The sequence below is a fragment of the Streptomyces sp. NPDC021096 genome (genome assembly GCF_040641275.1).
GTDB lineage: Bacteria > Actinomycetota > Actinomycetes > Streptomycetales > Streptomycetaceae > Streptomyces.
Window position 1 is genome coordinate 81,072 of the sequence record NZ_JBFADG010000013.1, and the last position, 20,987, is coordinate 102,058.

Here is a 20,987-nt window from a genome sequence, read left to right on the forward strand (position 1 = left end):
GCGCTTGGATCACCGGCTAGGGCAGCGGCTCGTACGGCAGCAGCTCACCGCGCTTGGGCGGCAGGCCGTCCCCGGAGGAGCGTCCGGTGAGCCGGCGGCCGATCCAGGGGACCAGGTGTTCGCGGGCGAAGCGCACGTCGGAGGCGCGCCGGGTGGACCAGCCGGGGCGGACGGCCGGCGGCAGCGGCTCGCGCCAGTCGGACTCCGGCGCGTGGCCCAGGGCCTGCCACACGGCCTCGGCCACGCGCCGGTGGCCCTCGGCGTTCAGGTGCAGCCGGTCCTCGGCCCACAGCCGCGCATCGCCCAGCACCTCGGCGGAGAACAGGTCGACGACCAGGGCGTCGTGCCGCTCGGCCAGCGTGTCGATGAAGGCGAAGAGCTGTTCCATGCGGGGCCGGAAGCGCTCCAGGACCGGCCCGCGCCGGCCGGGGCTGCGCATGAGCACCAGCTGCCGGCAGCCGGGGGCCAGCTTGCCGGCGGCCTCCGCGAGGCGGGCGCACACCAGGTCCACGTCGCACTGCGGGCGCAGCACGTCGTTGAGGCCGCCCACCAGCGTCACCAGGTCCGCGCCCATGGCGGCCGCCACCGGCGCCTGCTCGTCGGCGATCTGGCCGATCAGCTTGCCGCGCACCGCGAGGTTGGCGTACCGGAAGCCGGGGGTGCGGGCCGCGAGGCGGGCGGCGAGCAGGTCGGCCCAGCCGCGGTAGGAGCTGTCCGGAAGGGCGTCGGACATGCCCTCGGTGAAGGAGTCGCCCACGGCGACGAAACTGGTGTGCGTGTACGTGGCATTCATCGGCATGGCGCCGTGATCCTACCGCTGTGCGGGGCGGCCGCGGCGGCCGGCCCGGGAGTGCCGGGCGGGCGCCGCGCCGTCGTCACTGCCGCGGGGCGACCAGCTGGCGCAGCACGTCCTCGAGGGTGACCAGGCCGGCCAGCCGGTTGTCCTCGCCGATGACCGCCGCGAGGTGGGCGCCGGTGCGGCTCATCGCCGGGATCACGTCGTCCAGCGGCGTATCCGCCCGTACCCGGGCGATGGGGCGCATCCGGCGCAGGGGGAAGGGCATGTCGCGCGGCTTGGCGTCCAGGGCGTCCTTGACGTGCAGGTAGCCCAGGATGCGCCCGGCGTCGTCGACGACGGGGAAGCGGGAGAAGCCGGAGGAGGCGGCGAGCCGCTCCAGCTCCTCGGGCGTGACCCCGAAGCGGGCGGAGACCACGCGCTCGATGGGCAGGATGACGTCCCCCACGGGGCGCTTGCCCAGGCCCAGGGCGTCCCGCAGCCGCTTGGTGGCGCGCTGGTCCAGCAGCCCTGCCTCGCTGGAGTCGGCGACCATGCGGGCGAGCTGATCGTCCGAGAAGACCGCCGCGACCTCGTCCTTGGGCTCGACGCGCAGCAGTTTCAGGATCGCGTTCGCCAGCCGGTTGATCGCGAAGACGAACGGGCGCAGCGTCCGCGCCAGCGTCACCAGCGGCGGGCCGAGCAGCAGCGCGGTGCGCACCGGATCGGCCAGGGCGATGTTCTTCGGCACCATCTCGCCGAAGAGCATGTGCAGATACGTCGCCACGGCCAGCGCGATCACGAACGACACGGGGTGGACGAGCCCCTGCGGCAGCCCCACCACGTGGAAGAGGGGCTCCAGAAGCTGGGCGATGGCCGGTTCGGCGACCACGCCGAGGACCAGCGTGCACAGCGTGATGCCGAGCTGGGCGGCCGCCATCAGCGCCGAGATGTGCCGCAGGCCCCACAGCACGCTGCGGGCCCGCCGGTCGCCGCGCTCGGCGTACGGCTCGATCTGGCCGCGGCGCACGGAGATCATGCCGAACTCCGCCCCCACGAAGAAGGCGTTGGCGACCAGCGTGGCCAGGCCGATCAGGAGCTGGATCGCGGTCATCGGCCGGCCTCCGCACCCGAGGCGGCGCCGGGCGGCAGCGGGGCGGTGAGCAGCACGCGGGCGGCGCGTCGCCCGGACGCGTCGGTCACCTCGATCCGCCAGCCGGCGACCTCCGCCGTGTCGCCCTCGGCCGGGATGCGGCCGAGCACGGTGGCGACGAGGCCGGCCAGGGTCTCGTACGGGCCGTCCGGCGCCCGCAGCCCGATGTGCTCCAGCTGGTCGGTGCGGGCGGCGCCGTCGGCGTCGTAGAGCGCGCGGCCCTCGGCGTCCTCGCCGGCCGGTGCCAGGTCGGGCAGCTCGTGCGGGTCGTGCTCGTCGCGGACCTCGCCGACGACCTCCTCGATGATGTCCTCCAGGGTGACCACGCCGGCCGTGCCGCCGTACTCGTCGATGACCACGGCCATGCTGCGCTTGGCGGAGAGCCGGTCCAGCAGCCGGTCCACGGTCAGCGACTCCGGGACCAGCAGCGGCTGCCGCAGGAAGGAGGTGACGGGCCGGTGGTGGCGCTGCTCGGCGGGTATGGCCAGGACGTCCTTGATGTGGGCGACGCCGACGACCGCGTCGAGGGTGCCCCGGTAGACGGGGAAGCGGGACAGGCCGGTGGCCCGGGTGGCGTCGGCGACGTCCTCGGCCGTGGCCCGGGCGTCGAGCGCGGTGACCTGGACGCGGGGGGTCATGACGTTCTCGGCCGTGAGGTCGGCGAGGTTGAGGGTGCGGACGAACATCTCGGCGACGTCCGCCTCCAGCGCGCCCTCCTTGGCGGAGTGCCGGGCCAGCGCGGCGAGCTCCTGCGGGCCGCGGGCGGTGGCCAGCTCCTCGGCGGGCTCCAGGCCCATCCGGCGCACGACGTGGTTGGCGCTGTTGTTCAGGTGCCGGATCAGCGGCCGGAAGGCGGCGCTGAAGGCGCGCTGCGGGCCGGAGACCTTCTTCGCCACCCACAGCGGCCGGGAGATCGCCCAGTTCTTGGGGACGAGCTCCCCGACGACCATCAGCACCACCGTGGAGATCACGGTGCCGAGGATCAGGGCCGTCGAGGAGGCCGCGGAGGCGGGCAGGCCGAGCGCCTCGACCGGGCCCGTGAGCAGCGCCGCGATGGACGGCTTGGAGATCATGCCGATGATCAGGCCCGTGACGGTGATGCCGAGCTGGGCGCCGGAGAGCTGGAAGGTGAGGCTGCGGACGGCCTTGAGGGTGCCCTCGGCGCCGCGCTCGCCGCGCTCGACCGCCCGCTCCAGCTCGGCGCGCTCGACGGTGGTGAGCGAGAACTCCGCCGCCACGAAGACGGCGCAGGCGAGCGTCAGCAGCAGGGCGAGCACCAGAAGGAGCACTTCGGTCATCGGTTCACCTCCGTCCCATGATCGGGCAGGGGCGGAAGGACCGCGCGGTGTCGGCTCCGGGGACTACTGGGGGGCTCGCCCATGGGCGGACGCTCACACCTTTCGCTGAGGGTTCACTTCACGAGAACCGGTCGATGACCCTCAATGGTAAAGGAGCGGCAAAGCGGGAGGCGAATCAGTTCCGCAGCTCCTCGATCACCGGGGCGAACGCCTCCATGTACGGCTCCAGGACCGTGAAGTAGGTGAAGCCGAAGCGCTCGCGGTGGCCCCGGACGCGCTCGGCGATCTCCTTCACCGAGCCGGCGAGCATCGCGGGGTGCTCCAGGATCTCGTCCTCGGACATGTCCTCCGAGTAGCCCATCAGGTCGCGGACCTTGGCGCGCGGGTCGCCGCCGACCGCCACGATCTGCACCAGGTAGTTGAGCTCGGCGGGCTCGGCCCGCTCGCCCTCGAAGCCGCGGTAGGCCGCGACGCGGTCCTCCAGCTCCGCCGGGGTGATCAGCCGCAGAGCCCCGTCCGGCCCGGTCGCACCGCCGGTGAAGGCCGCGATGTCCGCGTGCCGCGCCGTCAGCCGCAGCACGCGGTTGCCGTTGCCGCCGAGCAGCAGCGGGGGCCGCGGCGACTGCGCGGTCGCCGGCCGGTGCTCCGGGTCGGCGAGCAGCCGCTTGAGCTCTGTGACAGTGCGCTCCAGGTGGTCGACCCGCTCGCGCGGGGAGCCGAACGGCAGCCCGGCGCTGTCGTGCTCGGCCTTGACGTAGCCGGTGCCCAGCCCCAACTCCAGCCGCCCGCCCGTCAGCTGATCGGTGGAGGCCACCTCCCGCGCCAGCAGCGAAGGGTTCCAGAAGCCGGCGTTGAGGACGAACGTCCCCACGCGCGGTCGCTCCGTGGCCTCGGCGGCGGCCACGAGGGAGGGGAAGGGCGCGGGCATGCCGAGGTGGTCGGGCACGAGGATGACGTCATAGCCCATCGCCTCGGCCCTGCGGCACTTCGCGCGCCACTCGGCGGACGTGCCGCCGTCGAGCATGTTGACGGCGAAACGGAACGGACGTGACATGAGAAACCCCCTGGATGTCGTTGGGCGACAACGTACCGGAGGGTGGCTCCGCTTGTTCGGCGGGCCCCTCCTTCGTGAGCCAACTCACCTGTCCGGCCTCAATGTCCCGGCTCGGCCGGGCGCCGGGCCACCCCCAGCACGCACGAGGAGCTCGGCATCGGCACCCTGCTCCGCGGCACCTGCAGCCGCCGGTAGTCGCCCATGTCGAATCCCGCCGCCTCGATCGAGGCCAGCGGATCACGGGAGGTGTGACACCCGCCGAACAGCAGCGGCCACACCGTGCGGTCCAACCCCCGCTGCACATCCGCCAGCACCCGCCCCTGCGCGACGCCGTGTTCGAAGAACCGCAGCTCACCGCCCGGCTTCAGCACCCGGCGCAGCTCCGCCAGCGAGCGCCGCACGTCCCGCACCGAGCACAGCACCAAGGACACCACCGCCGCGTCGAACGCCTCGCTCTTGACCGGCAGCGCCTCCGCCGCGCCCGGCACCACGTCCACCGGTACGCCCGCCCGGACCGCCGCGTCCACCGCCAGCCGGCGCAGCCGCCGCTCCGGCTCGATCGCCACCACCTCCGAGACCGTGCCGGGATAGTGGGCGAAGTTCAGACCGTTCCCGGCGCCGATCTCGATGACCCGGCCGGAGAGCCCCGCCAGCAGGTCCCTGCGGTGCGCGCCCACACCGGCCCGCTCGTCGAGGACCGGGCTCCACTTGGCGTAGACCCGGGCGAAGACCGGGTGGTGCACGGCGTCGTGCGGTGTTCTGGTGCTGCGGAGCGGCATGGGGCACCCCTTCCCGGGGATATGACGGCTACCGCGATTGTTCCCCGGCCAGTGGATTTATCCTCTCCCCGCCGCTGCGCCGTTTCCCGCCCCCGGGCGCCGGGCGACCCGGCGCCGGCGGCTCAGCCCTGCGCCCGCGCGAAGCGTTCGACGTCCCAGACGCCGGACAGCCGCGGAGCCAGCCAGCTCGTCGCCATCGCGCGGAAGTCGCCCGGGGGCAGGGAGCCCGCGCCCTCCGGGACCGCGCCCAGCAAGGGGGCCTGGGCCGCCTCGGGCAGGTCGGCGAGGTTGCAGCGCGTGGCGAGGTCCGGGTCGGCCGGCCAGCTGCCGATCACCACGCCCGCGCAGCGCAGGCCGCGCGAGCGCAGGGCCTCGGCGGTCAGAGCGGTGGTGTTGAGCGTGCCCAGCCCTGCCTGCGCGACGATCAGCACGGGCGCGTCCAGCAGGCGGGCCGCGTCCGCGAGCGTCGCGCCCGCCTCGTCCATCCGTACGAGCAGTCCGCCCGCGCCCTCGACGAGGACCAGGTCGTGGGAGGCGGCCAGCTCCGCCGTCGCCCGCTCGATCTCCTTCGGCGGCACCGGCGCCATGCCGGCCCGGCGGGCGGCGGTCGCCGGCGCCAACGGCTCCGGGAAGCGCGCCAGTTCGACACCGGTGACCGGCCCGGCGAGCCGCAGCACCTCCGCGACGTCCCCCGGCTCGTCGGGCCCGACCCCGGTCTGGGCGGGCTTGACCATCGCCACCGAATGGCCGGCCGACAGGGCCGCCGCCGCGACGGCGGCCGTCACCACGGTCTTGCCGACCTCCGTGCCCGTCCCCGTGACGACCAAGACCGACATGATGCGCACTCCGATCTGTTCTGTTCTGTACTGTTCTGTTCTTCAGCCCTGACGGGCGGCGGCGCGCACCCCGGCGCAGATCCGGGCGAGGTCCTCGTCGTCCGTGACGTACGGCGGCATCGTGTACACGAGGTTGCGGAACGGCCGCAGCCACACCCCCTCGCGCACGGTGGCGCGCGTGGCCGCCGCCATGTCGACCTCGTGGTCGAGCTCGACCACACCGATGGCACCGAGCACCCGGACGTCCCGGACCCCCGGCTCCCCGGCCAGCTCCGCCAGCCCGTCGCGCAGCCCCGCCCCGATCCGCTTGACCTCCGTCCGCCAGTCCTGCGACAGCAGCAGGCCGATCGAGGCGTCGGCGATCGCGCAGGCCAGGGGGTTGCCCATGAACGTCGGGCCGTGCGCGAGCACCGGCACCTCGCCCGAGCTGATGCCGTCGGCCACCCGAGAGGTGCACAAGGTCGCGGCGAGGGTCACATAACCGCCGGTCAGCGCCTTGCCCAGGCACATCACATCGGGGGTCACCCCCGCGTGCTCCGCCGCGAAGAGCCGCCCCGTACGGCCGAAGCCGGTGGCGATCTCGTCGAACACCAGCAGGACGTCGTGCTCGTCGCACGCCTCCCGAAGCACCCGCAGGTACACCGGGTCGTGGAAGCGCATGCCACCCGCACCCTGGACCACCGGCTCCACGATCACCGCCGCCAGCTCATGGGCGTGGCGCGCGATGTACTCCCGCAGGTGCGCCGAGTACGCGGGCACCGCGTCGGTTTCGTAGTCGTGCGGGGGAGCGTCGGCGAAGACCTGCCGCGCCAGCGCCCCCGACCACAGCTGGTGCATCCCGCCGTCCGGGTCGCACACGGCCATCGGCTGCCAGGTGTCCCCGTGGTAGCCGCCGCGCCAGGTCATCATCCGGCGCTTCTCCGGCCGGCCGAGCGAGCGCCAGTACTGCAGGCACATCTTCAGGGCGACCTCGACCGACACCGAGCCGGAGTCGCAGAGGAAGACGTGCTCCAGCCCCTCCGGGGTGATCTCCACCAGCCGGGCGGCCAGCCGCACGGCGGGCTCATGAGTGAGCCCGCCGAACATCACATGGCTCATCCGCCCCAGCTGCGCCTGCGCCGCCTCGTTGAGCACCGGGTGGTTGTAGCCGTGCACGGCCGACCACCACGACGACATCCCGTCCACCAACTCGTGCGAGCCGTGCGCCGGTTCCGCCAGCCGCAGCCGGACGCCGGAGGCGGACTCCACGACCAGCGGCTCCTGCCGGCCCGGCATCGGTCCGTAGGGGTGCCAGACGTGCCGTCGGTCGAGGGAGAGCAGTGCGGAGGCGGCGAGCGGCTCAGGCATTGGGCGGCAGGTCCGTTCCCGCACCCCGGCGGCGCACGGCCACCAGGTCCGTACGGGCCTCACCGGCGCCGTCCGGGGCCGCCGCGGCCACGGGCTCCTGCGCCGCGCCGCCGTCGCCGCACGGCCCGCAGCCGCCGGCGCCGTGCGAGCCGCAGCCGCCGCCCGTGCTGTCCCCGGCGTCGTGCGAGCCGCAGCCGCTCGCGCCGCGCGAGCCGCAGCCCGCGCCCGCGAGGGCGTCCGCGCGGTGCTCGGGCAGCGTCGTGGTGTCCGCGCCCTCCACCTCGAAGCCCGCGTCCGCGATCATCGCCAGGTCGGCCTTGCCCTCCTGGCCCTCGCTCGTCAGATAGTCGCCGAGGAAGATCGAGTTGGCCAGGTGCAGCGCGAGCGGCTGCATCGAGCGCAGGTGCACCTCACGGCCGCCCGCCAGCCGCACCTCCACGTCCGGGCAGACGAACCGCACCATCGCCAGGATGCGCAGCGCGCGCTGCGGGGTGAGGTTCCACTCCTTGGCCAGCGGCGTCCCCTCGAAGGGGATGAGGAAGTTGACCGGCACCGAGTCCGGGTCCAGCGCACGCAGCGAGAACACCACGTCCACCAGGTCCGCGTCGCTCTCGCCCATGCCCGCGATCAGCCCCGAGCAGGCGGACATGCCCGCCGCCTGGGCCTGCTGCACGGTCTGCACCCGGTCGGCGTAGGTGTGGGTGGTGGTGATGCCGGCGTACGTCGCCTCGGACGTGTTGAGGTTGTGGTTGTAGGCGTCGGCACCCGCCGCGCGCAGGCGCTCCGCCTGGCCGTCGGAGAGCAGCCCGAGGCACGCGCACACCTCGACGTCCGCGTTCTCCTCCTTGATCGCCTCGATGGTCTTCGAGACCCGGTCGACGTCGCGGTCCGTCGGCCCGCGGCCGCTGGCCACCAGGCAGACCCGCTTGGCGCCGCCGGCGACCCCGGCGGCCGCGGCCTTCGACGCCTCGTCCGGCTTGAGCCAGGTGTACTTGAGGATCTCGGCCTTCGAGCCCAGCCGCTGCGAGCAGTACGAGCAGTCCTCGGGGCAGAGCCCGGACTTGAGGTTGACCAGGTAGTTGAGCTTCACCCGCCGCCCGAACCACTCGCGGCGCACCTTCCCGGCCGCGGCCACCACGTCGAGCAGCTCGTCGTCGGAGGTCGCCAGCACGGCGAGCGCCTCTTCGCGGGTCGGCAGCTCCCGCCGCAACCCCTTGTCCACCAGCGTGTTCAGCAGGTCCATGGCGCAGATCCTCGCCTACGCCACCACGCCCGGCCAAGGTAGGGATCGCACAACAGAGTCCGTTTGAGGTGTGTGTATCGCCACACCCTGCCCCGGCCCGGCGGCGGCTAGGTTTTATGCAAACCCACCAAATGACGAGGGACGGCCGATGCCCCAGGACCCGTTCGACTGGATCGACGCGGAGCACGAGCGGCTGCGGGCCGCGGGGCTCGTGCGCACCCTGCGCCCCCGGGCGGCCGACTCCGCCCTCCTCGATCTGGCCGGCAACGACTACCTGGGCCTGACCCACCACCGGGAGGTCACCGAGGCCGCGGCCGAGGCGGCGCGCCGCTGGGGCGCGGGCGCCACCGGCTCCCGCCTGGTCACCGGCAGCACCGCCCTGCACGCCCGGCTGGAGGCGGAGCTCGCCGCGTTCTGCGGCTTCGAGGCCGCCCTGGTCTTCTCCTCCGGCTACGCCGCGAACCTCGCCGCCGTCACCGCGCTGTCCGGGTCGGTGGGCTCGGGCACCCTCCTGGTCTGCGACGAGGGCAACCACGCCTCGCTCATCGACGGCTGCCGCCTGGCGCGCGCCGAGCGGGCCGTCGTGCCGCACGCCGACCCGGAGGCCGTCCGCAAGAGCCTGGCCGCCCACCGGGGCCGGGCGATCGCGGTCACCGACTCGGTCTTCTCCGTCGACGGCGACGCCGCCCCCCTGCGCGCCCTCGCCGAGGCATGCCGGTCCGGCGGTGCGGCGCTGCTGGTGGACGACGCGCACGGCCTGGGGGTCCTCGGCGAGGGCGGCCGGGGGGCCGTGCACGCCGCGGGCCTGGCCGGCGACGCGGACGTCGTGGCCACGGTGACGCTCTCCAAGTCCCTCGGCAGCCAGGGCGGCGCCGTACTCGGCCCCGCCCGGGTCATCGAGCACCTCGTCAGCACCGCCCGCACCTTCATCTTCGACACCGGCCTCGCCCCGGCGGCGGCCGGCGCGGCGCTGGCGAGCCTGCGGGTGCTGCGCCGCGAGCCGGGCCGGGCCTCCAGGGTGCGGGCCGTGGCCGGTGCACTCCACCGGCGGCTGACGGCGGCGGGGCTGACGGCGGTGCGTCCCGACGCGGCGGTGGTCTCCGTCCGGGCTCCCTCGCCCGGGGCGGCGGTGCGCTGGGCGGCCGACTGCCGTGAGGCCGGGCTGGCCGTCGGCTGCTTCCGGCCGCCGTCCGTGCCGGACGGCGTCTCCCGGCTGCGGCTGACCGCGCGGGCGGATCTGTCGGACGCCCAGGTAGCGGCGGCGGCCGACACGATCGTAGGGACCGCGCCGGCCGCCTGAACGCTCAACTCCGTGCGGCGGTACTCCCGTCGCCCGGGCCGCCCGGGCAGGTGCAGCCCAGGTCCGTCACGAACGCGGACCAGGTGGCGGGCGAGAACCGCAGAACCGGCCCGGCCGTGCGCTTGGAGTCGCGCACGGCGAGCTGCCGCGGTCCCAGGCTTGCCGTTTCGACGCAGTTGTTCATGCCGGTGCTGTAGCTGCTGCGGTGCCATACGGCGTCGCAGCGGCCGGTGTGAACCGATGGAGAGGGAACGTACCGAGGCATTGCGGACATGTTGCCTCCTTACGAGCCGTCGCCGATCCCGGCGATGTAATCCAACGAGTTCTCGTGCGAGAGGGCGTGCGCCTGGAGCGTGGTGAACGCCGAGCCGTACGCCCGGAGGTCCTCTTTGCGCTCCAGATAGAGGCTACTCGTCAAATGGTCGAGAACAACCACGTCCAGATCGGCGATGCGCGGAAAGGAGAAGATAACGAAAGGGCCGGTGATGCCGATATGGTTTCCGCTGGTGAACGGCAGCACATGCAGCCGCACATGCGGCAGCGAACCCATGGCCAACAGATGCCGCAGCTGTGCCGCTATCACCTCCGGTCCGCCGACCTCGTGCCGCAGCACCGCCTCGTCGAGCACCGCGCAGAGCTGCAGCGGCCGCTCCCCGTCCAGCACCGACTGCCGGGCCATCCGCACCCGTACGAGCTCCTCGACCTGTTCCTCCGGCGGGTCGGCCAGCGCCGCCCGGGTCACGGCCCGGGCGTACTCCCGCGTCTGCAGCAGGCCGGGCACCACCGTGGTCTCCAGCGTCCGGGCGTGGGACGCCTCCGACTCCAGGCTGATGAAGTCGAGATACGCCGAAGGCAGCAGATCGCGGTAGGCGTACCACCAGCCGCGCCGGGACCCCTCCGCATCCCTGGACCCCGCCCCGCACAGCGCTCCCAGCAGTGCCCTCAGCTCAGGGTCCGAGACGCTGTACACATCGAGCAGCCGGGCCACGTCCGCGGGTTTCACTCCGCTGATGCCCGTCTCGATCCGGCTCACCTTCGACTGGTGCCAGCCGACCGCTCCCGCCGCCTCCCGGCTCGTCATCCCGGTCAGTTCGCGCTGTCGGCGCAGCTCCGCGCCGAGTTTGCGGCGGCGCACCGCGGGTCCGTTCCGCATCAGCTCTCCTCCCCGCCGCTCAAATCCACTCGTCAGAGTCAATAGACCAGTCTGCCGTCCAAATCCGGTCTCTCGTAGCAGAGTTCACCGCTTTGAGCGACAGATATATCCACAATCCGGTGGATCGCACCCATCGCACCCGTGAACAGTGGCACTCTGTCGCGAAGAGCCGTCCGGGGCCGTCCCGACTTCACCGCATGCCGCGCGTCGGAGTCCGGCACCGGTGGAAAGGGACAGCGCCATGGCAGACCACCAGGAAGCAACCGTCACTCTGCCGAGCGGCCCCGCCTCGGTCTCCGCGGCCCGCCGCTATGTCATGGACGTGCTCACGGAATGGGGCCTGCCGGCCGGTACGGACGCGGGCGACGCCATCCGGCTGATCGTCTCCGAGCTGGCCACCAATGCCGTGCAGCACACCCACGGCCAGTCGCCCACCTTCACGGTGGACGTGCGCCTCGAACGGGGCGAGCAGCTGCGGATCGGGGTCACGGACAGCCACCCCTGCCGTCCGCGGCGGCTGCCGGCCGCCGGCCGGCAGGACAACGGGCGCGGCCTGGTGATCATTCGCTGTCTCACCGCCGAGCACGGCGGCAGGCTCTGTGTCACGCCGACCGAGGACGGCGGCAAGACCGTATGGATCCGTATGCCGTGGACGGTGCCGGTCCGCTGAACCGGCAGCGCGCGGAGGGCCGGGCGGGGGTCCGCCCGGCCCGGCGCTCTCGTGGAGCGCGCTCCTGAACCGGTGGGTTCACAGGTGTCGCGGGTGCCGGTGGGGCACCGGGAAGGCAGTCGGGTCCGCTGCCACGGAAGGTGTGCCCGGCGCTTCGGGTGCGGCGTGGGCGGGTCCGGCGCGATGGGTGGGTGACACCGGGCGGCCGGGGCCCCGCGCGGCGGTCAGCCGTTCACGCGGCCGTAGGAGATGCTGCGCGTCCAGATGCGCTCGAGTCGGACGACCGATCCGGTCTTGGGGGCGTGCCAGATCCTGTTGTTCCCGGCGTATATCCCCACGTGGTAGACGCCGCCGCGGCCGTGGAAGAACACCAGGTCGCCCTGGGTGCGGGAGAATCCGGGGATGTGCCGGGTGCGGTTGTACTGGTCCTGTGCGGTCCGCGGCAGCTGCTTGCCGGCCCGCTTGAAGGAGTACTGGGTCAGTCCGGAGCAGTCGAAGCGGAAGGGCCCCGTCGCGCCCCACTGGTAGGGGGATCCCGCCTTCGAGGCCGCGATCTGCAGGGCCGTGTTGGAGATGGTCGCGGCTTCCGCGTCGTTCGTGGCGCCGGGTGCCAGCACCGTGGCGCCGACGGCCGCGAGAGTCAGGGCGGATTTCACGGTCAGGGGCAGAGCCCCCGTCCTGGACAGCATTGAGGGACGTTTGTGCGCGCCCATGCCAAACCCTTCGTCAGCCGCCTGTGAAGGATGACCTGTCGGGTTCGGGCAGGCGAAGAATGCCCGGCCGCGTGAGCGGCTTCACCCCAAGGGACGTACGGCAGTTGTCGCGCCTCCGCCGTCCCGTCGTGCTCGGGTCCTCCATCCCTGCCGGTGCACTTATGTCGACCAGTCGCCCCGGCGGCGGCAGGGTTCGGCGTCCGCCCGGACCGCCCCGCCGCGGTGGCGGGGTCTTGTCGTCGGCACGGATCTTGGCGCAGTCCCGGTGCCCACGCCGAGTGGATCCCGCCATATGTGACGCTCGTCACCTCTGGTCAATTCGGGTGGACGCGGGGCGATTTGACGGTGGTGACCTTTCCCTGGTGAGTTCGTCACCTGCGGCGAAGCGATCTCTTCGAGCGTCGAGTGCGCGCACCGCTCGAAGTGATCACTGCGGCTCGTCTACGATCGCATCCGCTGTCTGAAGGAGATCGGGGGCAGAATGTTTCCGCTCCTCAGTTCGGCGGCTCCGGCGGCAACATCACCCGCCTGGCCCGGCGTTCGCCGTCCAGGACCCGCATCGCTCGCGCCAGCGTTCCCCCGTACACCTCGCGTTCGCCGCGTTCGTGCATGACCGTCAGCGCGTCGCGCAGCCCGGCGGCCGCGAGCGCGAGCGTCTGCGCGGCTCGTAGCGCACTGTACGTGCCGTGCGTGCGAGCCGGGTTGATCCGTCCGAGGAGATCCAGTACTTCCAGATAGCGGTCGATCACCTCGCCCTCGGCGCGGGTCAGGGCGGGCAGCGGGGTCAGCTCCGGGGGCCACTTCTCCGACGGCATCCCCCTCACCTCGCCCCGGCCGGCGCGGCGGGCGCCCGGCGGTCGGTGATGACCCGGTCGGCCAGGCCGTAGGCCACGGCCGCCCGGGCGTCGAGGAAGGTGTCGCGCTCGATGTCCCGCCGGACGCGCCCGGCGTCCTGCCCGGTGTGCAGCGCCAGCATCTCCACCAGGCCGTCGCGGACCCGCAGCAGCTCCTCGGCCTGCAGCGCCAGGTCCGAGGGCTGGCCCTGTACGGGTTCGGCGAGGGACGGCTGGTGGATGAGCATCCGGGCGTGCGGGAGCACCAGGCGCTTGCCCGGGGTGCCGGCCGCCATCAGGACGGCGGCGGCCGAGGCCGCCTGGCCCAGGCAGATGGTCTCGATGTCGCAGTGGATGTAGCGCATCGTGTCGTAGACGGCGCACATGGCCCCGAAGGAGCCGCCGGGGGAATTGATGTAGAGGGAGATCGCCTGATCGGGCGCCGCGTGCTCGAGGTGCATCAGCTGCGCGATCACATCGTTGGCGGCCGTGTCGTCGATGGGGGTCCCGAGCATGACGATGCGCTCGGAGAACAGCTTCGCGTAGGGGTCCAGGGTGTGGGTCCCCAGTGAGGTGCGCTCGGTGAACTCGGGCAGGACATGGCGGGCTGCTGGTCGGTCCATGGCCGATCCTCTCGTCGGTCGTCTGTAAAAAATGTACAGGACGTACACCTCGTTAGAATGGGGAGCATGGCCTACGAAATTCCTGTGACGCAAGCCCGAGCCGAGCTGGCGGAGCTGATCAATCGCGTTGTCTACGGCGGCGAGCGGGTCGTCGTGACGCGCCACGGGAAGCCGCTGGTCGCCCTGGTGTCCGCCGCTGACCTGCAGCGACTGGAGGAAAGCAGCTCGGTCGAGGCCGCCGCGGACGAGCCGGTGATCACCACGGTCACCACGCTGCACCCCTCCGGCACGTCCGCTCCCGGCGAACGCCGGCGCTTCGGCATCGCCGCCGAGCACCGCGACCCCGGCGACACCCGGCGGCGCTGAGCGCGCCGGGGGCGGGCGGCGGGGCCGCGACGTCATGGCCATGTAAAGAGTGGGTCAGTCCAGTTAACGCGTTGGAAAAGCTTGCGCCCTAATCTGCAATGAGTGGCCACGGGCAGAAGAACCCCAGGTCAACACTGTGTTGAGGTGGGACGCATGCAACTATCCCCGCACGAGCAGGAACGACTGCTCATCCATGTGGCCGCCGACGTCGCGGAGCGGCGCAGGGCCCGCGGGCTGCGCCTCAATCACCCCGAAGCGGTGGCCCTGATCACCGCGCACATCCTCGAGGGCGCCCGGGACGGACGCGGCGTGGCGGAGCTGATGTCCTCCGGGCGCAAGGTCCTCACCCGCGACGAGGTCATGGAGGGCATCCCCGAGATGCTCCACGACGTGCAGGTCGAGGCCACCTTCCCGGACGGGACGAAGCTCGTCACCGTCCATGAGCCGATCGCGTGACGGGGGAGCGACGCGGATGATTCCCGGACAGGTACTGCACGCCACCGAGCCCGTACGGCTCAACGAGGGGCGGCACCGCACCCGGCTCGTCGTGCTCAACGCCGCCGACCGGCCCGTGCAGGTCGGCTCCCACTACCACTTCGCCGAGGCCAACCCCGGCCTGCGCTTCGACCGCGCGGCCGCGCACGGCAAGCGGCTGGACATCGCCGCCGGCACCGCCGTGCGCTTCGAGCCGGGCATCCCCGTCGAGGTCGACCTGGTCCCCATCGGCGGCAAGCGCGTCGTCGAGGGCCTGCGCGGCGAGTGCGGGGGACCGCTCGATGCCTGAGCTCGCCCGCGCCGACTACGCCGATCTGTACGGGCCGACCGCGGGCGACCGCATCCGGCTCGCCGACACCGACCTCCTGATCGAGATCGAGGAGGACCGCTGCGGCGGTCCCGGCCGCGCCGGGGACGAGGCGGTCTTCGGCGGCGGCAAGGTCATCCGCGAGTCCATGGGCCAGTCCCGCGCCACCCGCGCCGACGGCGCCCCCGACACCGTCATCACCGGTGCCGTCGTGCTCGACCACTGGGGCGTCGTCAAGGCCGACGTCGGCCTGCGCGACGGCCGGATCACCGGGGTCGGCAAGGCCGGCAACCCCGACACCATGGACGGCGTCCACCCCGACCTCGTGATCGGCCCCGAGACCGAGGTCATCGCCGGCAACGGCAAGATCCTCACCGCCGGCGCCATCGACGCCCACGTCCACTTCATCTGCCCCCAACTGGCGGACGAGGCCCTCGCCTCCGGCATCACCACCCTCGTCGGCGGCGGCACCGGACCCGCCGAGGGCAGCAAGGCCACCACCATCACCCCCGGCTCCTGGCACCTCGCCCGGATGTTCGAGGCGCTGGAGGGGTACCCGCTCAACATCGGCCTCCTCGGCAAGGGCAACACCGTCTCGTACGACTCGATGCGCGCCCAGCTGCGGGCGGGAGCGGTCGGATTCAAGATCCACGAGGACTGGGGGGCCACCCCCGCCGTCATCGACGCCTGCCTGAACGTGTGCGAGGAGAGCGGCGCCCAGCTCGCCATCCACACCGACACGCTCAACGAGGCCGGATTCGTCGGCGACACCCTGGCCGCCGTCGCCGGCCGCACCCTGCACGCCTACCACACCGAGGGCGCGGGCGGCGGGCACGCGCCCGACATCATCACCGTGGTCTCCGAGCCCAACGTCCTGCCCAGCTCCACCAACCCCACCCGGCCGCACACCGTCAACACCGTCGACGAGCACCTCGACATGCTGATGGTCTGTCACCACCTCAACCCGGCCGTCCCCGAGGACCTCGCCTTCGCCGAGTCCCGCATCAGGCCCGGCACGATCGCCGCCGAGGACGTCCTGCACGACCTCGGCGCGATCTCCATCATCTCCTCCGACTCCCAGGCCATGGGCCGCATCGGCGAGGTCGTCCTGCGCACCTGGCAGACCGCGCACGTGATGAAGAAGCGGCGCGGCGCACTGCCCGGCGACGGCCCCGCCGACAACGCCCGGGCCCGGCGCTACGTCGCCAAATACACCATCAACCCGGCCGTCGCCCAGGGCCTGGACCACGAGATCGGCTCCGTCGAGGCCGGCAAGCTCGCCGACCTGGTGCTGTGGGACCCGGCCTTCTTCGGGGTCCGGCCGCAGCTCGTCATCAAGGGCGGCCAGATCGCCTACGCGCAGATGGGCGACGCCAACGCCTCCATCCCCACCCCCCAGCCCGTCCTGGCACGCCCCATGTTCGGCGCGCTGGGCCGCGCCCCCGCCGCCAACTCCCTGAACTTCGTCACCCAGTGGGCCATGGACGACGGGCTCCCCGAGCGGCTCGGCCTCGGCAAGCGCTTCACCCCGATCCGCTCCACGCGCGGCGTGACCAAGGCGGACATGCGCAACAACGACGCCCGGCCCCGCGTCGAAGTCGACCCCGACACGTTCACCGTCACCATCGACGGGGAGGCCGTCGAGCCGCGGCCGGCGGTGGAACTGCCGATGGCCCAGCGGTACTTCCTCTTCTGATGCGGGGGTCGACATGACCGTTCACCGGGCACGTCCGCTCACCACCCCGCCGGACGGCACCGGCGACACCGGCGCGCCGACGGCCGCCACGGGTGCCACGGGCGCGCGCGGCGCGCTGCTGGTGCTCGCGGACGGGCGCTTTCCCGCCGGCGGCCACGCGCACTCCGGAGGCGCCGAGGCCGCCGTGAAGGCGGGGAGGGTGACGGACGCCGCGTCCCTGGCGGACTTCTGCCGGGGGCGGCTGCACACCGCCGGGCTGGCCGCGGCCGGGCTCGCCGCGGCGGCGGCGGCCGGGCTCGACCCGCTGCTGCTCGACGAGGCCGCCGACGCCCGCACCCCCTCGCAGGCCCTGCGCACCGCCGGACGGCGGCTCGGCCGCCAGATGATGCGCGCCGCACGGGCCGCGTGGCCCTCACCCGCCCTCGACGCCCTCGCCGCCGAACGGCCGCGCGGCGCCCACCAGCCCGTCGTGCTCGGCCTCGCCGCGCGCGCCGCCGGGCTGGGGCCGCTGGACGCCGCGTACGCCGCCGCGTACGAGTCGGTGAGCGGTCCCGCCACCGCGGTCGTCCGGCTGCTGAGCCTCGATCCGTTCGCCGCGACCGCCGTGCTGGCCCGGCTGGCGCCGGAGCTCGACCGGGTCGCCGAGCGGGCCGCCGCGGCGGCGCAGCGGGCCCGGTACGACGGGCTCGACGCGCTGCCCGCGCCGTCCGCGCCGCTGCTCGACATCACGGCGGAGCAGCACGCGGCGTGGCCGGTGCGGCTGTTCGCCTCGTAAGGCGGGGGCTCCGCCCCCGGACCCCCGGTCCTCAATCGCCGGACGGGCTTGATTCTCAACCCCTGGAGGAACCCATGCACTTGGACCACCCCGACGCCTTCCCCCACCGTCACACCTACAGCGCCGCCTCCCCCCTGCGTCCCGACGGGAGCCGGCGTGCGTTGCGCATCGGGCTCGGGGGGCCCGTGGGGTCGGGGAAGACCGCGACCGTCGCCGCGCTGTGCCGGGCCCTGCGGGACGAGTTGTCCATCGCCGTCGTCACCAATGACATCTACACCCGCGAGGACGCCGAGTTCCTGCTGCGCAACGCCGTGCTGCCGCCCGAGCGCATCACCGCCGTGGAGACCGGGGCCTGCCCGCACACCGCCATCCGCGACGACATCTCCGCCAACCTCGAGGCCGTCGAGGACCTCGAGGCTGTGTTTTCCTCCTCGGGGGTCGGCCCGCTCGATCTCGTGCTCGTCGAGTCCGGCGGCGACAACCTCACCGCCACCTTCTCCAAGGGCCTGGTCGACGCGCAGATCTTCGTCATCGACGTCGCCGGCGGCGACGACATCCCCCGCAAGGGCGGCCCCGGCGTCACCACCGCCGACCTCCTCGTGATCAACAAGACCGACCTCGCGCCCTACGTCGGCGCCGACCTCGAGGGCATGGCCCGCGACGCCAAGGTCCAGCGCGGCGAACTCCCCGTCGCCTTCACCTCCCTGGCCGCGGAGGGAGGAGTGGCGCCCGTACGCGACTGGGTGCGCGGGCAGCTGGCCGCGTGGACCGCGCCCGCGCCGTGAGCACCGCCGCCCTCCCGGCGTCCGGCCACGGACTGCGGGCCGCCGCCCGCGTCGTCGCCGCGCCCGACGGCAGGGGCGGCACCGCGCTGCCCGTGCTCGAGGGCGGCGGCCCCTTCGCGCTGCGCCGGCTGCGCCCGTGCGGGCCCGAGGCCCGGGTGGCGCTGGTCGGGGCCATGAGCGCGCCGCTGGGCGGAGACCTGCTCGGGCTCACCGTGGAGGTCGCGGCGGGGGCGGCGCTGCGCTTCACCACCACGGCCGCCACGATCGCCCTGCCGGGTCGCACGGGGGCGCCCGCCGCGTACGACACGCTCATCGGCGTGGGCGAGGGCGCGCGCCTGTGCTGGCTGCCCGAGCCGCTGATCTCGGCCCGGGGAAGCGACTTGCGGACGACGACCCGCGTCGACCTCGCCGCCGGCGCCCGCCTGATGCTGCGCGAGGAGCAGGTGCTGGGCCGGGCGGGGGAGCGGCCGGGGCGGCTGGCGGCCCGGCTGACCGTGCGCCGCGCCGGGCGTCCGCTGTTCGACCAGGAGCTGGGCTACGGGCCCGGGGCCCCCGGCTGGGACGGCGGAGCGGTGCTCGGCGGCCACCGGGCCGTGGGTCAACTCCTCGTCGTCGACCCGGCCTTCGAGGAGCATCCGGTGGCTCCCCGGCAGCTCGGGGCGACGGCCGCGCTCAGTCCGCTCGCCGGCCCGGCCGTGGTGGTGAGCGCGGTGGCGCCGGACGCGCTGGGCCTACGCAAGATGCTTGATTCGGCGCTATCCGAGCTGAATGCCGTAACTCGGACGTTTTAAAGAGAGTTGGGGCGAACGGCGCCTCATGTGTCGTTCTGTGTTTCGTCGCGTTTACGTGTTGGTAAAGAACGCCCCTCCGCCCTGTCCTTTATGGCATGGGAGGCGAAAGGATTCCCCCTTGCAGACCGCGTGATCATCGCCGCCTCGGGCGGCACTCAGCAGGGGGATTCCTACGTGAGACCAAACGCGATATCCATCGCGGCCGGCACCGTCGTGGTCGGTACGCTCGTCGCCGGGTTCCTGACCGCCCCGGCGGCCGGCGCGGCCCAGGCGGTGCCGGGCGGCGCCGCCGAGGCCAAGGGCGTGAAGATAGCCGCCGAGCGGGCCGAGAAGGCCGGCATCGACTGGCAGGACTGCCCGGCCGACTGGGGCCTGGAGAAGCCGATCCAGTGCGGCTTCGTGACCGTCCCCGTCGACTACGCCAAGCCCAACGGCCGCACCATCAAGATCGCCGTGGACCGCGCCCGCTCCACCGGCACCGCCGAGGAGCGCCAGGGCTCGCTCGTGTACAACCCGGGCGGTCCCGGCGGCTCCGGGCTGAAGTTCCCGCGCAAGGTGACGACCAAGAACCCGCTGTACGCCAAGACCTCGAAGGCCTACGACTTCGTCGGCTTCGACCCGCGCGGCGTGGGCCGTTCCGCCCCGATCTCCTGCGTCGACCCCCAGGAGTTCGTCAAGGCCCCCAAGGCCGACCCGGTGCCCGACAGCGAGGCCGACAAGCGTGCCCAGCGCAAGCTGGCCAAGGAGTACGCCGACGGCTGCGCCGAGCGCAGCGGCGACCTCCTGCCGTACCTCACCACGCCGAACACCGCCCGTGACGTGGACGTCGTCCGCGCCGCCCTCGGCGACAAGAAGCTGAACTACCTCGGCGTCTCCTACGGCACCTACCTCGGCGCCGTCTACGGCACGCTCTTCCCGACCCACGTCCGCCGCCTGGTCGTCGACAGCGTCGTCAACCCGGACCGGGACAACATCTGGTACAAGGCCAACCTCGAGCAGGACATCGCCTTCGAGGGCCGCTTCAAGGACTGGGAGAGCTGGGTCGCCAAGTACGACTCCGTCTTCCACATCGGCGACACCCGCGACAAGGTCCAGCAGGAGTGGGAGAAGCTGCGCGCCGCCGCCAAGAAGCAGCCCATCGGCGGCGTCGTCGGCCCCGCCGAGCTGATCAGCTTCTTCCAGAGCGCCGCCTACTACGACTCCTCCTGGCTCCCGGTCGCGGACACCTGGAAGAAGTACCGCGCCGGTGACGAGAAGGCGCTCGTCGAGGCGGCGGGCCCGAACCTGTCCGACACCGCGGGCAACATCGCCTCGGAGAACGGCAACGCCGTCTACACCGCGGTCGAGTGCGCGGACGCCAAGTGGCCCACCAGCTGGAACAAGTGGGACCGCGACAACACCCGCATCCACCGCCAGGCCCCGTTCATGACCTGGTCCAACGCGTGGATGAACCTCCCCTGCGCGACCTGGAAGGGCCCGCAGTACAACCCCGTCGAGGTCACCACGCACAAGGGTCTGCCCACGACCCTCATCGTGCAGGCCGACCGTGACGCCGCCACTCCCTACGAGGGCGCGCTCGAGCTGCACAAGCGCTTCCGCGGCTCCCAGCTGATCGTGGAGAAGGGCGCCGGCTCCCACGGTGTCACGGGGCTGAAGAACCCCTGCGTCAACGACCGCGTCGACGCGTACCTCCTCACCGGCAAGGTGGACGGCAAGGACGTGACGTGCACCCCGCACGCCACCCCCGAGCCGCCGAAGGCCTCCGCCAAGTAAGGCCGAAGCCGCACCACCGCACGGCGACACTGCGCCCCGGTCCGTCATGGACCGGGGCGCAGCACTATGACACGCCCGGCCGCCCCGGGTCCCCGGTTCGGCGGTTTCCGGCCACGCGGCCCCCACCGCTGGCAGGTTCTACGGGGATCGGCCCGTCAGCCGCGGTCCGCGCGGGGGCCAGGGGAGGGACGGCAGGTGGGGGTGTGGGCGGCATACCTGTGG

At 73.0% G+C, this 20,987-nt stretch carries 23 protein-coding genes and 1 riboswitch; of the genes, 10 read left to right on the plus strand and 13 right to left on the minus strand.

Annotated elements, in window-relative coordinates; translation table 11 throughout:
* Positions 1-16 precede the first annotated feature (16 nt).
* The 8 genes from AB0G59_RS18650 to bioB form a co-directional block, all read right to left on the minus strand.
* The gene (locus AB0G59_RS18650; RefSeq protein ID WP_360912852.1) at positions 17-799 is read right to left on the minus strand and encodes an SGNH/GDSL hydrolase family protein; all 783 of its coding nucleotides are present in this window, start codon (positions 797-799) and stop codon (positions 17-19) included.
* A 76-nt stretch (positions 800-875) separates the two neighbouring features.
* Entirely contained in the window at positions 876-1,889 is a 1,014-nt protein-coding gene (locus tag AB0G59_RS18655) for a hemolysin family protein (RefSeq protein ID WP_360912854.1), read from the minus strand.
* Positions 1,886-3,226 carry a hemolysin family protein gene (locus AB0G59_RS18660; RefSeq protein WP_360912856.1) on the minus strand — a complete coding sequence of 447 codons (1,341 nt, stop codon included), beginning with the start codon at positions 3,224-3,226 and terminating at the stop codon, positions 1,886-1,888. The genes AB0G59_RS18655 and AB0G59_RS18660 overlap by 4 nt, the downstream gene beginning before the upstream one ends.
* A 175-nt stretch (positions 3,227-3,401) precedes the next feature.
* Positions 3,402-4,280, minus strand: a complete 879-nt coding sequence (locus AB0G59_RS18665) for an LLM class F420-dependent oxidoreductase (RefSeq protein WP_360912858.1) — start codon at positions 4,278-4,280, stop codon at positions 3,402-3,404.
* Positions 4,281-4,378: 98 nt separating this feature from the next.
* On the minus strand, positions 4,379-5,059 hold the full coding sequence (locus AB0G59_RS18670; protein WP_360912860.1) for a class I SAM-dependent methyltransferase: 681 nt from the start codon (positions 5,057-5,059) through the stop codon (positions 4,379-4,381).
* A gap of 122 nt (positions 5,060-5,181) precedes the next feature.
* Positions 5,182-5,895 (minus strand): dethiobiotin synthase, encoded by a 714-nt coding sequence (gene bioD, locus AB0G59_RS18675; RefSeq protein WP_360912862.1) that lies wholly within the window; start codon positions 5,893-5,895, stop codon positions 5,182-5,184.
* A 42-nt stretch (positions 5,896-5,937) separates the two neighbouring features.
* Complete coding sequence (locus tag AB0G59_RS18680) at positions 5,938-7,242, minus strand: adenosylmethionine--8-amino-7-oxononanoate transaminase (protein WP_360912864.1); 1,305 nt, start codon at positions 7,240-7,242, stop codon at positions 5,938-5,940.
* Positions 7,235-8,485 (minus strand): biotin synthase BioB, encoded by a 1,251-nt coding sequence (gene bioB / locus AB0G59_RS18685; RefSeq protein WP_360912866.1) that lies wholly within the window; start codon positions 8,483-8,485, stop codon positions 7,235-7,237. Before bioB ends, AB0G59_RS18680 begins: the two co-directional genes overlap by 8 nt.
* A gap of 148 nt (positions 8,486-8,633) precedes the next feature.
* Between bioB and AB0G59_RS18690 the strand changes: the two genes are divergently transcribed.
* Positions 8,634-9,785 carry an 8-amino-7-oxononanoate synthase gene (locus AB0G59_RS18690; RefSeq protein ID WP_360912868.1) on the plus strand — a complete coding sequence of 384 codons (1,152 nt, stop codon included), beginning with the start codon at positions 8,634-8,636 and terminating at the stop codon, positions 9,783-9,785.
* Between the two features lie 4 nt (positions 9,786-9,789).
* On the opposite strand, the gene AB0G59_RS18695 is transcribed toward AB0G59_RS18690, so the two are convergent.
* Together AB0G59_RS18695 and AB0G59_RS18700 are read right to left on the minus strand one after the other, a co-directional pair.
* Entirely contained in the window at positions 9,790-10,059 is a 270-nt protein-coding gene (locus tag AB0G59_RS18695) for a DUF397 domain-containing protein (protein ID WP_360912870.1), read from the minus strand.
* 9 nt (positions 10,060-10,068) lie between these two features.
* Entirely contained in the window at positions 10,069-10,938 is an 870-nt protein-coding gene (locus AB0G59_RS18700) for a Scr1 family TA system antitoxin-like transcriptional regulator (RefSeq protein WP_071964562.1), read from the minus strand.
* A 241-nt stretch (positions 10,939-11,179) separates the two neighbouring features.
* Between AB0G59_RS18700 and AB0G59_RS18705 the strand changes: the two genes are divergently transcribed.
* Complete coding sequence (locus AB0G59_RS18705; RefSeq protein ID WP_360912872.1) at positions 11,180-11,608, plus strand: ATP-binding protein; 429 nt, start codon at positions 11,180-11,182, stop codon at positions 11,606-11,608.
* Positions 11,609-11,832: 224 nt separating this feature from the next.
* Here AB0G59_RS18705 and AB0G59_RS18710 read toward each other — a convergent pair whose 3' ends face one another.
* The 3 genes from AB0G59_RS18710 to AB0G59_RS18720 form a co-directional block, all read right to left on the minus strand.
* On the minus strand, positions 11,833-12,321 hold the full coding sequence (locus AB0G59_RS18710) for a C40 family peptidase (protein ID WP_360912874.1): 489 nt from the start codon (positions 12,319-12,321) through the stop codon (positions 11,833-11,835).
* Positions 12,322-12,324: 3 nt separating this feature from the next.
* A riboswitch (cyclic di-AMP (ydaO/yuaA leader) is annotated at positions 12,325-12,530 on the minus strand.
* A gap of 285 nt (positions 12,531-12,815) precedes the next feature.
* Positions 12,816-13,136: a hypothetical protein gene (locus tag AB0G59_RS18715; RefSeq protein ID WP_071964559.1), complete on the minus strand. Its 321-nt coding sequence runs from the start codon at positions 13,134-13,136 to the stop codon at positions 12,816-12,818.
* Between the two features lie 5 nt (positions 13,137-13,141).
* Positions 13,142-13,777 (minus strand): ATP-dependent Clp protease proteolytic subunit, encoded by a 636-nt coding sequence (locus AB0G59_RS18720; protein ID WP_360912876.1) that lies wholly within the window; start codon positions 13,775-13,777, stop codon positions 13,142-13,144.
* 66 nt (positions 13,778-13,843) lie between these two features.
* On the opposite strand from AB0G59_RS18720, the gene AB0G59_RS18725 reads away from it, so the two are divergent.
* The 8 genes from AB0G59_RS18725 to AB0G59_RS18760 all read left to right on the plus strand — a co-directional run bounded on the left by AB0G59_RS18725 (position 13,844) and on the right by AB0G59_RS18760 (position 20,765).
* Positions 13,844-14,143, plus strand: coding sequence for a type II toxin-antitoxin system Phd/YefM family antitoxin (locus tag AB0G59_RS18725; RefSeq protein WP_360912878.1), 300 nt, complete (start codon positions 13,844-13,846; stop codon positions 14,141-14,143).
* 153 nt (positions 14,144-14,296) lie between these two features.
* Positions 14,297-14,599 carry an urease subunit gamma gene (locus tag AB0G59_RS18730; protein ID WP_071964556.1) on the plus strand — a complete coding sequence of 101 codons (303 nt, stop codon included), beginning with the start codon at positions 14,297-14,299 and terminating at the stop codon, positions 14,597-14,599.
* A gap of 16 nt (positions 14,600-14,615) precedes the next feature.
* A complete protein-coding gene (locus AB0G59_RS18735) occupies positions 14,616-14,927 on the plus strand; it encodes an urease subunit beta (protein WP_360912881.1) in 312 nt (103 codons plus the stop codon).
* Positions 14,920-16,641 (plus strand): urease subunit alpha, encoded by a 1,722-nt coding sequence (locus AB0G59_RS18740; RefSeq protein ID WP_360912883.1) that lies wholly within the window; start codon positions 14,920-14,922, stop codon positions 16,639-16,641. Before AB0G59_RS18735 ends, AB0G59_RS18740 begins: the two co-directional genes overlap by 8 nt.
* Before the next feature lie 13 nt (positions 16,642-16,654).
* Positions 16,655-17,416: an urease accessory UreF family protein gene (locus AB0G59_RS18745; protein WP_360912885.1), complete on the plus strand. Its 762-nt coding sequence runs from the start codon at positions 16,655-16,657 to the stop codon at positions 17,414-17,416.
* A 74-nt stretch (positions 17,417-17,490) separates the two neighbouring features.
* Positions 17,491-18,201, plus strand: a complete 711-nt coding sequence (gene ureG, locus AB0G59_RS18750) for an urease accessory protein UreG (protein ID WP_360912887.1) — start codon at positions 17,491-17,493, stop codon at positions 18,199-18,201.
* Positions 18,180-18,992 carry an urease accessory protein UreD gene (locus tag AB0G59_RS18755; protein WP_360912889.1) on the plus strand — a complete coding sequence of 271 codons (813 nt, stop codon included), beginning with the start codon at positions 18,180-18,182 and terminating at the stop codon, positions 18,990-18,992. The genes ureG and AB0G59_RS18755 overlap by 22 nt, the downstream gene beginning before the upstream one ends.
* A gap of 189 nt (positions 18,993-19,181) precedes the next feature.
* A complete protein-coding gene (locus AB0G59_RS18760; RefSeq protein ID WP_360912967.1) occupies positions 19,182-20,765 on the plus strand; it encodes an alpha/beta hydrolase in 1,584 nt (527 codons plus the stop codon).
* Positions 20,766-20,987: the final 222 nt, after the last annotated feature.